10 protein-coding genes are annotated in these 14,002 nt (G+C 58.3%); 4 read left to right on the top strand and 6 right to left on the bottom strand.

Going from position 1 to position 14,002, the window contains the following annotated elements:
- Nucleotides 1-5: 5 nt before the first annotated feature.
- The 3 genes from ACK3CV_RS08075 to ACK3CV_RS08065 are packed head-to-tail and all read right to left on the bottom strand — an operon-like array spanning nt 6 to nt 3,890.
- Nucleotides 6-2,600: a fimbria/pilus outer membrane usher protein gene (locus tag ACK3CV_RS08075; protein WP_033646825.1), complete on the bottom strand. Its 2,595-nt coding sequence runs from the start codon at nt 2,598-2,600 to the stop codon at nt 6-8.
- A gap of 12 nt (nt 2,601-2,612) precedes the next feature.
- Nucleotides 2,613-3,299, bottom strand: coding sequence for a fimbrial biogenesis chaperone (locus ACK3CV_RS08070; RefSeq protein ID WP_033646826.1), 687 nt, complete (start codon nt 3,297-3,299; stop codon nt 2,613-2,615).
- A gap of 48 nt (nt 3,300-3,347) precedes the next feature.
- Nucleotides 3,348-3,890, bottom strand: coding sequence for a fimbrial protein (locus ACK3CV_RS08065; protein WP_033647475.1), 543 nt, complete (start codon nt 3,888-3,890; stop codon nt 3,348-3,350).
- 512 nt (nt 3,891-4,402) lie between these two features.
- Here ACK3CV_RS08065 and ACK3CV_RS08060 point away from each other — a divergent pair.
- The 3 genes from ACK3CV_RS08060 to ACK3CV_RS08050 all read left to right on the top strand — a co-directional run bounded on the left by ACK3CV_RS08060 (nt 4,403) and on the right by ACK3CV_RS08050 (nt 7,543).
- Nucleotides 4,403-5,119 carry an EAL domain-containing protein gene (locus tag ACK3CV_RS08060; protein ID WP_033637688.1) on the top strand — a complete coding sequence of 239 codons (717 nt, stop codon included), beginning with the start codon at nt 4,403-4,405 and terminating at the stop codon, nt 5,117-5,119.
- A gap of 21 nt (nt 5,120-5,140) precedes the next feature.
- Nucleotides 5,141-5,731 (top strand): LuxR family transcriptional regulator, encoded by a 591-nt coding sequence (locus ACK3CV_RS08055; RefSeq protein ID WP_004939094.1) that lies wholly within the window; start codon nt 5,141-5,143, stop codon nt 5,729-5,731.
- Nucleotides 5,732-5,917: 186 nt separating this feature from the next.
- On the top strand, nt 5,918-7,543 hold the full coding sequence (locus ACK3CV_RS08050; protein ID WP_048321382.1) for an FMN-binding glutamate synthase family protein: 1,626 nt from the start codon (nt 5,918-5,920) through the stop codon (nt 7,541-7,543).
- Nucleotides 7,544-7,650: 107 nt separating this feature from the next.
- On the opposite strand, the gene betA is transcribed toward ACK3CV_RS08050, so the two are convergent.
- From betA to betI, 3 genes are all read right to left on the bottom strand, one after another.
- Nucleotides 7,651-9,318, bottom strand: a complete 1,668-nt coding sequence (gene betA, locus ACK3CV_RS08045) for a choline dehydrogenase (RefSeq protein WP_033646828.1) — start codon at nt 9,316-9,318, stop codon at nt 7,651-7,653.
- Nucleotides 9,319-9,456: 138 nt separating this feature from the next.
- Nucleotides 9,457-10,929: a betaine-aldehyde dehydrogenase gene (gene betB / locus ACK3CV_RS08040; protein WP_164140724.1), complete on the bottom strand. Its 1,473-nt coding sequence runs from the start codon at nt 10,927-10,929 to the stop codon at nt 9,457-9,459.
- 14 nt (nt 10,930-10,943) lie between these two features.
- Complete coding sequence (betI, locus tag ACK3CV_RS08035; protein WP_004939107.1) at nt 10,944-11,546, bottom strand: transcriptional regulator BetI; 603 nt, start codon at nt 11,544-11,546, stop codon at nt 10,944-10,946.
- A 399-nt stretch (nt 11,547-11,945) separates the two neighbouring features.
- On the opposite strand from betI, the gene ACK3CV_RS08030 reads away from it, so the two are divergent.
- Nucleotides 11,946-13,985 carry a choline transporter gene (locus ACK3CV_RS08030; RefSeq protein ID WP_033653535.1) on the top strand — a complete coding sequence of 680 codons (2,040 nt, stop codon included), beginning with the start codon at nt 11,946-11,948 and terminating at the stop codon, nt 13,983-13,985.
- The last annotated feature ends 17 nt before the right edge of the window (nt 13,986-14,002 follow it).

Genomic DNA, 14,002 nt, shown 5'->3' with positions numbered 1-14,002 from the left:
GTACCTTACAGTTTTTGGCATTGCAGGGTCAGTTCCTGATATCCCATGGCCGCTTGTTTGTCGCCCACGTCCGCCGGGATCGGCAGTACGCATTGCTGGTCGGCTTTCGGCCCCCATTTGATCGTCAGTTTCTCACCCGCTTTCACGCCGGAAACATAGGTTGCGCCTTCCAGGCCCACGGTGCCGCTGTTGCGGCCGGACTCGTTGAACACGCCGGCGCCGATGGCCGGATAACCGTTGTCACCCAGACGAGCGTGAATCAGCAGGCTGACGCCCTTGAAGGTATCGAAGCTCACCTTCACCACCGATTTCTCGGTCGGTACTACTTGTTTACTGGCCACCGGCACATCCAGGCCCGGGCCGAAATCTTCGGTGCGCAGCGCCACATAGTTGTAGCGGTACGGGTTGGCCGACGGCACAACCGCATAACCGAAGCGATCGATGGTCACGCCCGGCTGGTTTTCCAGACGCACGCCTTTGGCGTCTTTCGCTTCCACCAGCAAGATAGTGTTCTGCAACGGCTGCGTCAGCGTCGCGCCGCCGGAGTGCACCAGCAGGCCGCCGGAGAGGCCCACCCCTTCCTGACGGTATTTCGAGCTGTAGGCATAGCTACCGTCGATGTTACCGATGCTGCTGCTGTAGCCCAGGTTCAGGTTGCTGCTCTGACCGGAGGACTGCGTATGCCCGGTGGAAACCGAATAGTTCATGCGACGGTCGTCCAGCATGGTGCCGCTGATGCCGGTCGAGTAGCTGTCGCCGCTCTGTTTGCTGTGCGCCGCGCTGAAGTTGGCAGTGGTCGAATTGTTGCTCTGGCCCCAATCCAACGGGATCGACATCGTGAAGTTCACGCTGCGATCGGAATAGCCGTACTGGCCGCGCGTATCCTGTAGATAAACGCCGTAGGAAATGCGCTTGAAGCCGTCGTTGTAACCCAGCTGAATCGTACGATCGTTACCGGATACGCCCCAGTAGTTCTGATGGCTCACGTTGGCGTACAGGCTGGCCCCCGCCCACAGCTGCTGGCTGAGCGACAGCTCGACGCGTTCGCGCTTGTTGCCGTAGCGCGCGGTGTATCGGGTGCGTTTCTGGTTGTTGCTCCAGGAAGGCTGGCCCGGCTGCAGATCGTTCGGATCCCAGTAATCATTGGCATAAATGCCGTTGCGCCAGCTGTTGCGCTCCTGGACCGCATCGCTGAGATCATAGTAACCGGAAGTCGCATAGCGATAGCCCGCCAACTGGAAGTTGGTGCCCATCTGGTTGAGCGATTTGGAGTACAGGAAACGGAAGCTCTGCCCCTGCTTGCGATCGCCGTTCGCCAGCTCGGTATCGGAGATCGAACCGTCCACGGAGATGGCACCCCACGATCCCAGGCTCTTACCGATACCCACGGCAGCGGAACGGTAGTGCTCGGCAATGATGGCGCCGCCGAACGGCGTCAGGCCATAGTTCATGCCGTATGCCGCAGTACCCTGAATCAGCTTCGGCTGATAGCCACCGTTACCGTTATGGTATTTACCGGCGGTCAGTTGGAAGTTCCAAATGCCTTCGCGCAGCATGTTGGCCACGGAAGAGTAGGCGACGCTGAACGTTTTATGCGAACCGTCGGCCTCGTTGACGGTGACCTGCAGGTCACCGTTGTTGGTATGCGGATAGACGTCGTGGATCTCGAAAGGACCCGGCGCAACGTTGGTGCTGTAAATGACGTAACCGTTCTGGCGAATCTCGACGCGGGCGTTGGTCGCCGCCACGCCGCGCACCACCGGCGCATAACCGCGCAGGCTGTCCGGCAGCATGTCGTCAACGCTGGAGAGTTGTACCCCGCGGAACTGGAAGCTGTTGAACACGCTGTTGTTGGTGCTCGCCTGCCCCATCACCAAACGGCTGCGCCATGGCACGATGTCGGTCTCGGCCCAGGAAGAGACATTGGTCCAGTTGCTGCTGCTGCCGCTCTGTTTGTCCCAGGTGGAGTTGTTGCGCAGGCGCCATCTGCCCAGGTTAAGGCCGCTGTTCAACGCGAGGAACATGTACTCGCTGTCGTCAGCGTCATCTTTGCGATAGCTGTTCTTGTTGTAGTTGAAGTTATAGTTGGCGAACAGCGCGTTGATGCCTTCATCGTACATGCTTGGCGGGATCGCGCCGATAGCGCTCAGATCCATCATGGTCTGAGGCACGGAAATGTTGATCTGCTGCACCGCCGCGTCATAGCTGACGGTGGCGTCTTTAACCAACGCAGGCAGATCAACGCAGCTGCCGGCCTGCAGCGTTTCCGGCAGTTTGATGCCGTAGTTGCGCAGGTCTTCAACTTTCAGGCAGGGTTGAGACGCGGTCTGGCCTTTAACCTGACGAAAAGTAACATCCTTATGATCGACCTGAGTCAGGTTGACGTAGATGTCGAATGGGTAAACGCCCGGTTGCAAAGCATCGCCCTGAGCGACCGCTTCCGCATTGCTCAGGTTTTCATCGCCGTGAATAAACGACATGTTAAACTCTGCCAGCGCCGCTTCACTCCAGAACATCGGCGCACTGGCGGCAATGATTGCAATTCGGATCAGCTGTGTCAGCCGCGTCGTTCCGCCTGCTACTTTTCGTTGATTTGCCATTCCCTGTCTCTCTTATTGTACTGGAACGTCCTTGACTTCCGTTCTACCGCCAAAATCGTTGATATAACTGAAAGCAATCTTGTTGCCGACGCTAACGCCCGCCGGGATGCTGATCGATAAGCGATCTTTCGGGCTCACCATGTTGGCGTCCACATCCACGGTCTTGCCCGCGCTGTTTTTCAAATGCAGTGCCCCAAAGGTAATATGCAGCGGGCCATCGTTAATCACTTGCAGACGTGAACCTTCACGCTGCCAACGCAAGTTTTGTACTTGCTCGTCCAGCGTCGTTTTCAACGCCACCGGCCGGTAAAAAAGTTTGATTCGGGTACGCACCGCAACCTGGAGCACGTTTTCCTGCTTCGGCGCCGGTGGAATTTCCTGCACGTTAATCCACAGCAGGGTTTCTTTATCCTGAGGTAAGCCATTACCGGAATAGATAAAGCGCAGAACTGCAGTTTTAGCAGCGTCCAATTTCAGAATCGGTGGAACGACAACGACAGGCAGATTTTTCGGCACTTGGTTTCTGTCACCGGTGTCCAGCCAGGTCTGCACCATATAAGCTTCTGAAGCATCGTTATGAATCGGCAGAGAGGCGGATTTGTCGTCGCCTTTATAGATCACGCGAGTGGCATCTACCTGGATACCGGCGTAGCTGTTAAAGGTGCCCAGCATCAGCAGAGCAGCAAAGAACTTTTTCATCGGTTTCCTCTACGGGCCATCCTTGGCCGTGTGTGTCCTGAAAGACGATTATTTGTATTCGATAGTGAACGGGCTGGTAGCGTTAGCCAGACCAGCAGTTACGTTGCTGTCGAATGAACGGTAACGAGCCTGCAGGTTGAAGGTCGCTTTACCGTCAGCAGCGATGGTGACTTTCGCTACGTCGTCGTTGATGTTGGAACCGTCGCCGATAGCGAATGGCTTGCCGTTGTTATCGGTGATTTCGATACCCACGCCGGTAGCTGCAGCGCCGGTGCCGCCAACGTTGCTTACGGACAGCAGGTCTGGGTTGCCGGCAACGGTGTTACCGTCGAAACGCAGGCTGTAATCACCGGCATCACATTTTTCCAGAGAGATCTGGAAAGCTTTAGAAGCGGATTTAGAACCCACGGTTGGGAAAGCAGAAGTTGGGTAAGTACCCAGGTAAACTTCTTTATTCTGAGTATCGCTAGTTACCTGGCAGGTAGACTGTTTGATTTCACCGGTGAATTTAACAGTGCCGTTTGCTGCCATTGCGTTGGAAGCAGTTGCAGACAATACCAGGGCAGCCAAAGGCAATAATACTTTTTTCATTTCCAGCTCCATAGAACAATAAAATAATCGATTCAGTGGCGGGCTTATATATATTGCCGCCACTGAGCATACACTCAGCGATAGCACTCCCTTGCTGAAAAGGAGCGTTGCCTCGATGAACTCATTGCCGGACGAAATATAGACTAAGCATATTCTTAATGTTAAATCGTTTAAAACATTCATAAGACCCCTCTTGATAGGAATAAACTATCGACGAATACCTATCGATCGATGTTGACGATTCATATGAATAGGAATAATCTGTGTTTGGGAAAGCTACAGAGTTCAAGATTTTGCATTAAGGCCTGAAAATCAGCATATTATCCCGAATATTTACATTTAGTAACAGATTGAGACATTTGGACTTTGGCACGAATTACGCGTTAAATGGTCTGTCGACACGCTTCGGCCATTCTGGCGCTTTAAATAAGAAATTTACCAATAAACCTGGAGTAACTTTCTTTTTAATCATTTAAAATCAACAAGTTAAATATCAATCCAAGGATTGGGAAATGAGCGGTTCTTTCAGAGAGAAAAATAACGGCATTAATTATGTTTTTCAGCCAATGTTCGCGAAATCGGGACAATTGCTGGCCGTTGAATGTCTGTCTCGCTTTACGTTTAATAGCGAATACGCTCATTTTTCTCCTGAACAGTTCTTTCGCCACGCCGATAGCGCCACCCGGATTGAGATTTTGATGGATCAGATCAATCTGATCGATAAATACAAACACTGGTTTCATGAAAACCAAGTGATAGCCACTTTGAATGTTGACGATTATTCTCTGCAATCGCTGGCGAATACTCACTTTGCCGAAAGAATTAATGCCATGCGCTGTATTCATTTCGAGATCAGCGAGAATTCAACCCGGCTGGTGAAAGATCGCGTGCACGGCGATCCGTCATTGAATAGTTATTCATTTTGGCTCGATGATTTTGGTTCTGGCTATGCGGGTTTTTCCGCGTTGTACAACAGCCAGTTCCGCTTCGTTAAGCTCGACCGTTTTCTGCTCTGGGACTTCATGAAAAAGTCCGGCGGCGAGGGCTTGATGCGCGCATTACTGCGCTTCTTTTACCTTAATCATTACAAGGTAATTATCGAAGGAGTTGAAACTCCCGAACACAAGAAATGGCTGGATGAAATGCCATATTACGCACTGCAGGGAAAGCTGTGGAAGGAATCCAGCATCAAGGATTTGAACTCGCTTCTTACAGCTGAATACTTTTAACTCGGTATTGGTGTTTGCCCTATGTCTAAAAACAACGTTCTTGTGATTAGTGAGTGTAAGTACAGCTATGTTGGCCTGTCGGTGCTGCTGAAGAAACACTACGGCGCGTACGATATCCGCCTGTTTTCCGATTTCATGCACGGCGGCGCCAAAGCAGAGAAGATCACCAAGCACGATATCGCGCTGATTTTCACCTCGCAAAACCTGGAGCAGAGCGTTAACGTGATCGAAAGCCTGGTGTCCCTGCACCAGCAGTACAACAGCAAAACGCGCCTGTTGGTGTTCTACGACGACGAGCGCGTGGTGAAACTGCTGTCGATCCTGGGGATTTCCGTTGAGTTGGTCTCCACCCGCATTCCGCTTTATTCGCTGCAGGAAAAAATCCAGCGGCTGCTGGAAAGCAAGGAGCCGGGCGGCATCAGAGTGCAGAAAACCCGCGAGCTCAGCCCGGCGGAAAGCGACGTGATCTTCAATCTGCTGCGCGGCGACAGCCTGCTGCACATTGCGGAAAAGCGCGGCACGCACCCAAAAACCATCTTCTCGCAAAAATACAGCGCGATGAAAAAGCTGCGGCTGCGCAGCATGAGCACCATCTTCGTCGCCGGCAAATAAACATCCTGGCTTGTTGCGCGGTACGCCGCGCGGCAACCCGTCTCCCCTGCCGCCACGTTAAATTAATGTAACAACTGGCGACAAAGCAGCAACAGACACACAACATCTCCTCCTGTTGGCTACGATTCGCACACGGATTATCCGTGAGTCATGTCGTGTGGATTAAAATAAACATCAGGAGATGTTATGAAGTCGTCCTTATTCAGCCGATATACCTGCTTTGTACTGAGCATCTTGCTCACCCTGGCTTTCTTGATCATGATGCACAACTATCCGTGGTTCTGGCTGCCGGCCCTGGCCTGCGGTTGCCTGATGGTGTTGGGTATCTACGATCTCACCCAGCAGCGCCACGCCATCTGCCGCAACTACCCGATCATCGGCCGCATGCGCTTCTTCTTCGAGTTCATCCGCCCGGAACTGCGCCAGTATTTCCTCGAGCAGGATAATGAAGAGATCCCGTTTTCGCGCACCCAGCGCACGCTGGTGTATCGCCGGGCGAAAAACGAGATGGGCGACAAACCGTTCGGCACCCTGCTGGACGTCTACCAAACCGGCTATGAGTGCATCGGCCACTCCATGCGGCCGGTGGAAGCCGCCGACCCGACCAGTTTCCGCATCACCATCGGCGGCGCCGACTGCCGCCAGCCCTACTCCGCGTCGATCTTCAACATTTCTGCCATGAGTTTCGGCGCGCTCTCCGCCAACGCCATTCGCGCGCTCAACCTCGGCGCGGCCAAGGGCAATTTCTACCACGACACCGGCGAGGGCAGCATCAGCCGCTATCACCGCGAAAACAACGGCGATCTGGTGTGGGAGCTGGGCAGCGGCTATTTCGGCTGCCGCACCGCCGACGGCCATTTCGATCCGCGGCGCTTTGCCGAACAGGCGCAAAGCCCGCAGGTGAAAATGATTGAAATCAAGCTCAGCCAGGGCGCCAAACCCGGCCACGGCGGCATTCTGCCGGCGAAAAAGGTGGATGCGGAAATCGCCGCCACCCGCGGCGTGCCGGAAGGGGTCGATTGCATCTCGCCGGCGTCGCACAGCGCCTTCACCACCCCGCTGGAAATGATGCATTTCATCCAACAGCTGCGCGAGCTGTCAGGCGGCAAACCGGTCGGTTTCAAGCTGTGCATCGGCCACCCGTGGGAGTTCGTCGCCATCGTCAAGGCGATGCTGCACACCCGCATCCTGCCGGATTTCATCGTGGTGGACGGCAAGGAAGGCGGCACCGGCGCCGCGCCGCTTGAGCTTTCCAACTATATGGGCATGCCGCTGCGCGAAGGGCTGCTGTTCGTGCATAACACGCTGGTAGGCTGCGGCCTGCGCGACCAGATCAAGGTAGGCGCCAGCGGCAAGATCATCAGCGCGTTCGACATCGCCAGCGTGCTGGTGCTCGGCGCCGACTGGGTGAACTCGGCGCGCGGCTTTATGTTCGCCGTCGGCTGCATCCAGTCGCAGAGCTGCCACACCAACCACTGCCCGACCGGCGTAGCGACGCAAGATCCGCTGCGGCAAAAGGCGCTGGTGGTGCCGAACAAGGCGGAACGCGTCTACCACTTCCATCAAAATACGGTGAAAGCGCTGGCGGACATGTTGGCGGCGGCCGGCGTCAGCCGCCCGGAGCAGCTGACCTCGCACCATATGCTGCGCCGCATCACGCCGACCGAGATCAAGGTGTACGCCGATATCTATTACTACCTGGAGCCGGGCGCGCTGCTGCAGCCGGAGATCAAAAGCGAGTTCTACGCCCGCATGTGGCGCATGGCGACGCCCACCAGTTTCGATCAGGCGATCTCGCTGCCGGCGGCATGATGGGATAAGGAATAAAGAGAGTTGCCCCCTCGCCTTGGGGAAGAGCATATGGAGAGGGGTTGCTTGCTACGGCGGCCCTCCCCCTCAACGGCGAGAGGGCGTGTCGGTTACTGTTTGCGCACCGGCGCATCGCCGGCGACGTAATAGTCGGCGGTGCTGCGCGGCAGCGGCGCGCGCTGGCGAATGCGATCGGCTAACTTCTCGGCGATCATGATGGTGGTGGCGTTCAGGTTGCCGGTGATGATCAGCGGCATGATTGACGCATCCACCACCCGCAATCCTTCCATGCCGTGCACCCGGCCCTGGCCGTCGACCACCGCCATCTCATCCTCGCCCATCTTGCACGAGCAGGACGGGTGGAAGGCGGTTTCGGCGTGCTCGCGCACGAAGGCGTCCAGCTGCTCGTCGGTCTGCACTTCCGGCCCCGGGCTTATCTCGCGGCCGCGGTATTCGTCCAAAGCCGGCTGCGCCATGATCTCGCGCGTGATGCGAATAGCGTCGCGGAACTCCTGCCAATCCTGTTCGGTCGACATGTAGTTGAACAGAATGCTCGGGTGCTGGCGCGGATCTTTCGACTTCACCTGCACCCGGCCGCGGCTCGGCGAACGCATCGAGCCGACGTGCGCCTGGAAGCCGTGCTCTTTCACCGCGTTGCTGCCGTTGTAGTTAATCGCCACCGGCAGGAAGTGATACTGAATGTTCGGCCAGGCGAACTCTGCGCGGCTGCGGATGAAGCCGCCGGCCTCGAACTGGTTGCTGGCGCCAACGCCGGTACCGTTGAACAGCCATTCCGCGCCGATCTTCGGCTGGTTGAACCATTGCAGCGCCGGGTACAGCGACACCGGTTTCTTACAGGCGTACTGCAGGTACATCTCCAGGTGATCCTGCAGGTTTTCCCCGACGCCCGGCAGATCGTGCACCACCTTGATATCCAGGCTGTTCAGCAGCGCCGCCGGGCCGACGCCCGAACGCTGCAGGATCTGCGGCGAGGCGATGGCGCCGGCGCACAGCAGCACTTCGCGCCGCGCTTTGGCGTGGGTCAGCTGATTGCTGTCGCCCTGCAAATAGTTGACGCCCACCGCACGCTTGCCGTCGAACACAATGTGGTCGGTCAGCGCATGGGTGACGATCTTCAGGTTCGGCCGCGAACGCGCCTGATCCAGATAGCCACGGGCGGTGCTGGCGCGGCGCCCTTTCGGCGTCACGGTGCGATCCATCGGGCCGAAGCCTTCCTGCTGGTAACCGTTCAGATCGTCGGTGCGCGGATAACCCGCCTGCACGCCGGCTTCCACCATGGCGTGGAACAGTTCGTTGTTACCGGCTTTCGGCGTGGTGACGCTCACCGGGCCCTCGCCGCCGTGATAGTCGTTCGGGCCGATATCGCGGGTTTCCGCCTTGCGGAAATACGGCAGGCAGTCCAGATAGGTCCAGTCTTCCAGACCCGGCGCCTTGGCCCAGTTATCGAAGTCCATCGCGTTGCCGCGAATGTAACACATACCGTTGATCAGGGACGAACCGCCCAGCCCTTTGCCGCGGCCGCATTCCATCCGGCGATTGTTCATGTGCGGCTCAGGATCGGTCTCATACGCCCAGTTATAGCGGCGGCCCTGCAGCGGAAACGCCAGCGCGGCCGGCATCTGGGTACGGAAATCCATCCGGTAATCCGGGCCGCCGGCTTCCAGCAGCAAGACGCTGACGTCGGCGTCTTCGGTCAATCGGGTGGCTAACACGTTGCCGGCGGAACCGGCACCGATAATGATGTAGTCAAATTCCATTCATTATCTCCTTACTTTTATAGGCCTGCACGATGCGAAAACGCGAGGCGCGGCTCCGCAACAGGCGGTGTATTTTGGCTCTCTAGAGATTGCCGGCCGCAGCCAACGCGGCTGCGGCTCGAAAGACGACGGGGATAGTTAAAATACCGAGGCGTATTCGCCCAGCTCAACCTGCACCGATTTGATCTGGGTGTAGTGTTCCAGCGTAGTCAGGCCGTTCTCGCGGCCAACGCCGGACTGCTTGTAGCCGCCGACCGGCATTTCCGCCGCCGACTCGCCCCAGGTGTTGATCCAGCAAATGCCGGCTTCCAGCTGGTGGATCACGCGGTGCGCGCGCGCCAGATCGTTGGTCACCACGCCCGCGGCCAGGCCGAAGGTGGTGTCATTGGCGCGGCGCACCACTTCCTCTTCGCTCTGGTAGCTGAGAATGCTCATCACCGGCCCGAAGATCTCCTCGCGCACGATTTCCATGTCGTCGCGGCAGTCGCTGAATACCGTCGGCGCCACGTAAGCGCCCTTGCCGAATTCGCCGTGGGTGACGCGTTCGCCGCCGCACAGCAGGCGCGCGCCGCTGTTCTTGCCGCTTTCGATAAAGCGCAGCACCGATTCCATGTGCGCGAAGCTGACCAGCGGCCCGAAGTTGGTCTGCGGATCGGTCGGATCGCCGAGGCGAATGCGCTTCACGCGCTCGAGGATTTTCGCCTCAAACTGCGCCTGCAGCCCCGCCGGCACGAAGACGCGGGTGCCGTTGGTGCACACCTGGCCGGAGCTGTAGAAGTTGGCCATCATGGCGATATCGGCGGCGCGATCCAGATCGGCATCGTCGAAGATAATCAGCGGCGACTTGCCGCCCAGCTCCATGGTGACGTCTTTCAGCGTCGACCCCGACGCGTTGGCCATCACCTTCTTGCCGGTTTTCACCCCGCCGGTGAAAGAGACTTTGGCGATGCCCGGATGGTCGGTCAGGTACTGCCCCACTTCCGCGCCGCTGCCGGTCACCACGTTGAAGACGCCGTCCGGCAGGCCGGCTTCGGTGTAAATTTCCGCCAGCTTCAGTGCCGTCAACGAGGTGACTTCGCTCGGCTTGAAGATCATCGCGTTGCCCGCCGCCAGCGCCGGCGCGGACTTCCACAGCGCGATTTGAATCGGGTAGTTCCAGGCGCCGATGCCAGCCACCACGCCCAGCGGTTCGCGGCGGGTGTAGACGAATGAGGTTTCGCGCAGCGGGATCTGTTCGCCTTCAATGGCCGGGATCAGGCCGGCGTAATACTCCAGCACGTCGGCGCCGGTGACGATGTCCACCGCGGTGGTTTCCGACATCGCTTTGCCGGTATCCAGCGTTTCCAACGCCGCCAGCTCATCGTTGCGCTCGCGCAGAATATCCACCGCGCGGCGCAGGATGCGCGAACGCGCCATCGCCGTCATCGCCGCCCACACCTTCTGCCCGCGGGCCGCGCTGGCCACCGCACGATCGACGTCTTCAGCGCCGGCGGCCTGGACTTCCGCCAGAACTTCGCCGTTTGCCGGGTTGATGGCGTTGAAGGTTTTTCCAGCGGTGCTGTCTACATAGGCGCCATGAATATAGAGCTTCTGCAAGCCAAAACGGGACATAGGATCTCCTTGAGTTATCCTCCGGGCGGCGTCTGCCCCCGGAGTTGGAACGTGATGTATTCGGTCGTGAGCGCCAGCGCCTGCGCCTGATTGAACGCCGAGCCGCGCAGCGCGCTGCGCAGCCACAGTCCGTCGATCAGCGCCGCCAGCCCCTTGGCCGCCAACCGCGCCTGCGGCTGCGGCATGACGCGGCGAAACTCGGCGCACAGGTTGGAATAGAGCCGGCGGCCGTTCACCTGCTGCAGCCGGTTGAGCTGCGGTTGGTGCAGACTGCTGGCCCAAAAGGCCAGCCAGGTCTTCATCGCCGCGCTGTTGATCTGGCTGTCGTCGAAGTTGCCGGCGACGATCGCCTGCAGCCGCGCCGCCGGGCTGTTATCGGTCAGCGCCTGCAAGCGCAGCTTCACCGCCTCGCCCAGATGGCTGATCAGATAGCGCATCGTGGCTTCCAGCAGGCCGTTCTTGTCCTTGAAATAATGGCTGATGATGCCGTTGGAAACGCCGGCCCGCCGCGCGATCTGCGCGATGGTGGCGTCATGCATTCCCACTTCGTTTACCGCGGCGAGCGTGGCATCAATCAACTGCTGCCTTCTGATTGGCTGCATTCCTACCTTTGGCATATTTCGACTCTCACAAAACCGACTTCGGCCTTATCTCAGCGGGCAAATTTCACTGCCGTTTCGCCCGTGATTCAGGTCATCATGGGGACTATTAAACTTTTTTTTGATTGAACGTTCAATAAAAATTGCATATATTTTATTGCCGCCTGGTTAAAAATTTGTACTATCTGGTTGTGGAACTGGCTGATTTTTGTGAGGTAATTAACGAATCTGACCAAAATCAGTGGCTGTAAGCGGTTCCCGCCGCGAAGCGCGCCGGTGCTTCATTAACAGGCGAAAGCGGTATCATTCAGGCCCTCCTGATGGGGTGGCCGCCGCCTTCATTCGCCCGTTTTCCGGCGGCGCCAACGCGCCCCGAAATGCGGAGCGGCACGATTTTACTCAGTTCAGAGGATGACGATGACAACACGCGAAACCTCCTCCAAACCGCAGCAGGACCGCCTCAACCCTGTGGTTTTCTTCACCTCGGCGGGGCTGATCCTGGCCTTCTCGCTGATGACCATCTTTTTCACCGACTTCTCCGGGCAGTGGATCACCCGCACGCTGAATTGGGTGTCGACCACCTTCGGTTGGTACTACCTGCTGGCGGCGACGCTGTACATCGTGTTCGTGGTGTTTATCGCCGCCTCGCGCTTCGGTTCGATCAAGCTCGGGCCGGAGCAGTCCAAGCCGGAGTTCAGCCTGATGAGCTGGGCGGCGATGCTGTTCGCCGCCGGCATCGGCATCGACCTGATGTTCTTCTCGGTCGCTGAGCCGGTGACCCAGTACATGATGCCGCCGGAAGGCGACGCGCAAACGCTGGAGGCCGCGCGCCAGGCGATGGTCTGGACGCTGTTCCACTACGGCCTGACCGGCTGGTCGATGTATGCGCTGATGGGCATCGCCCTCGGCTACTTCAGCTATCGCTACAATCTGCCGCTGACCATCCGCTCGGCGCTGTACCCGATCTTCGGTAAGCGCATCAATGGCCCGATCGGCCACAGCGTGGACATCGCCGCGGTGCTCGGCACCATCTTCGGCATCGCCACCACGCTGGGCATCGGCGTGGTGCAGCTCAACTACGGCCTCAAGGTGCTGTTCGAGATCCCGGAAAACCTGACGGTGCAGGGCTCGCTGATCCTGCTGTCGGTGATCATGGCCACCATCTCGGTCACCTCGGGCGTCAACAAGGGCATCCGCATCCTGTCCGAGCTGAACGTGCTGCTGGCGCTGGGCCTGATCCTGTTCGTGCTGTTCTTCGGCGACACCGAGTTCCTGCTCAATGCGCTGGTGCTCAACGTCGGCGATTACATCAACCGCTTTATGGGCATGACGCTCAACAGCTTCGCCTTCGATCGGCCGGTGGAGTGGATGAACAACTGGACGCTGTTCTTCTGGGCCTGGTGGGTGGCGTGGTCGCCGTTCGTCGGCCTGTTCCTGGCGCGCATCTCGCGCGGGCGCACCATTCGCCAGTTCGTGGTCGGCACGCTGATCATTCCGTTCGTGTTCACCCTGCTGTGGCTGTCTATCTTCGGCAACAGCGCGCTGTACCAGATCATTCACGGCAACGCCGAGTTTGCGCAGGAAGTGATGCAGTTCCCGGAGCGCGGCTTCTACAGCCTGCTGGCGCAATATCCCGGCTTCACCTTCAGCGCCTCGGTGGCCACCATCACCGGCCTGCTGTTCTACGTCACCTCGGCGGACTCCGGCTCGCTGGTGCTGGGCAACTTCACCTCGCGCCTGGCCGACATCAATAATGATGCGCCGAACTGGCTGCGGATTTTCTGGTCGGTGGCCATCGGCCTGCTGACCATCGGCATGCTGATGACCGACGGCGTGCCGGCGCTGCAGAAAACCACGGTGATCATGGGCCTGCCGTTCAGCTTCGTGATCTTCTTCGTGATGGCCGGGCTGTATAAATCGCTGCGGGTGGAAGACTACCGCAAGGCCAGCGCGCTCAGCACCCTGGCGCCGGTGCCGGTCTCTAGCCACGACGTGCTCAACTGGAAACAGCGCCTGTCGCGGGTGATGAACTACCCGGGCACCCAGTACACGCAGAAAATGTTGGATAAAGTCTGCCGCCCGGCGATGCAGGACGTGGCGCGCGAGCTGGAGCTGCGCGGCGCGAAAGTGGAGTTCAGCGAAGTGCCGCCGACCGAAGACGAGCGCCTGAACCACCTGGAGCTGCTGGTGCACCTGGGCGAGGAACAGAACTTCATCTATCAGATCTGGCCGATGCGCTACTCGGTGCCGGGCTTCACCTACCGCGCCCGCTCCGGCAAGTCGCACTACTACCGGCTGGAAACCTTCCTGATGGAAGGCACCCAGGGCAACGACCTGATGGACTACAGCAAGGAACAGGTGATTGGCGATATCCTCGACCAGTACGAGAAGCACCTGAACTTCCTGCACATTCATCGTGAAGCGCCGGGGGGCACCCTGACCTTCCCGGATATGTGACGGTCGATCAATAACCA

Source organism: Serratia sp. TSO36 (assembly GCF_057808395.1).
Note: the sequence above shows the minus strand (reverse complement) of the source record. Positions and strands in the feature narration are given on the sequence as shown.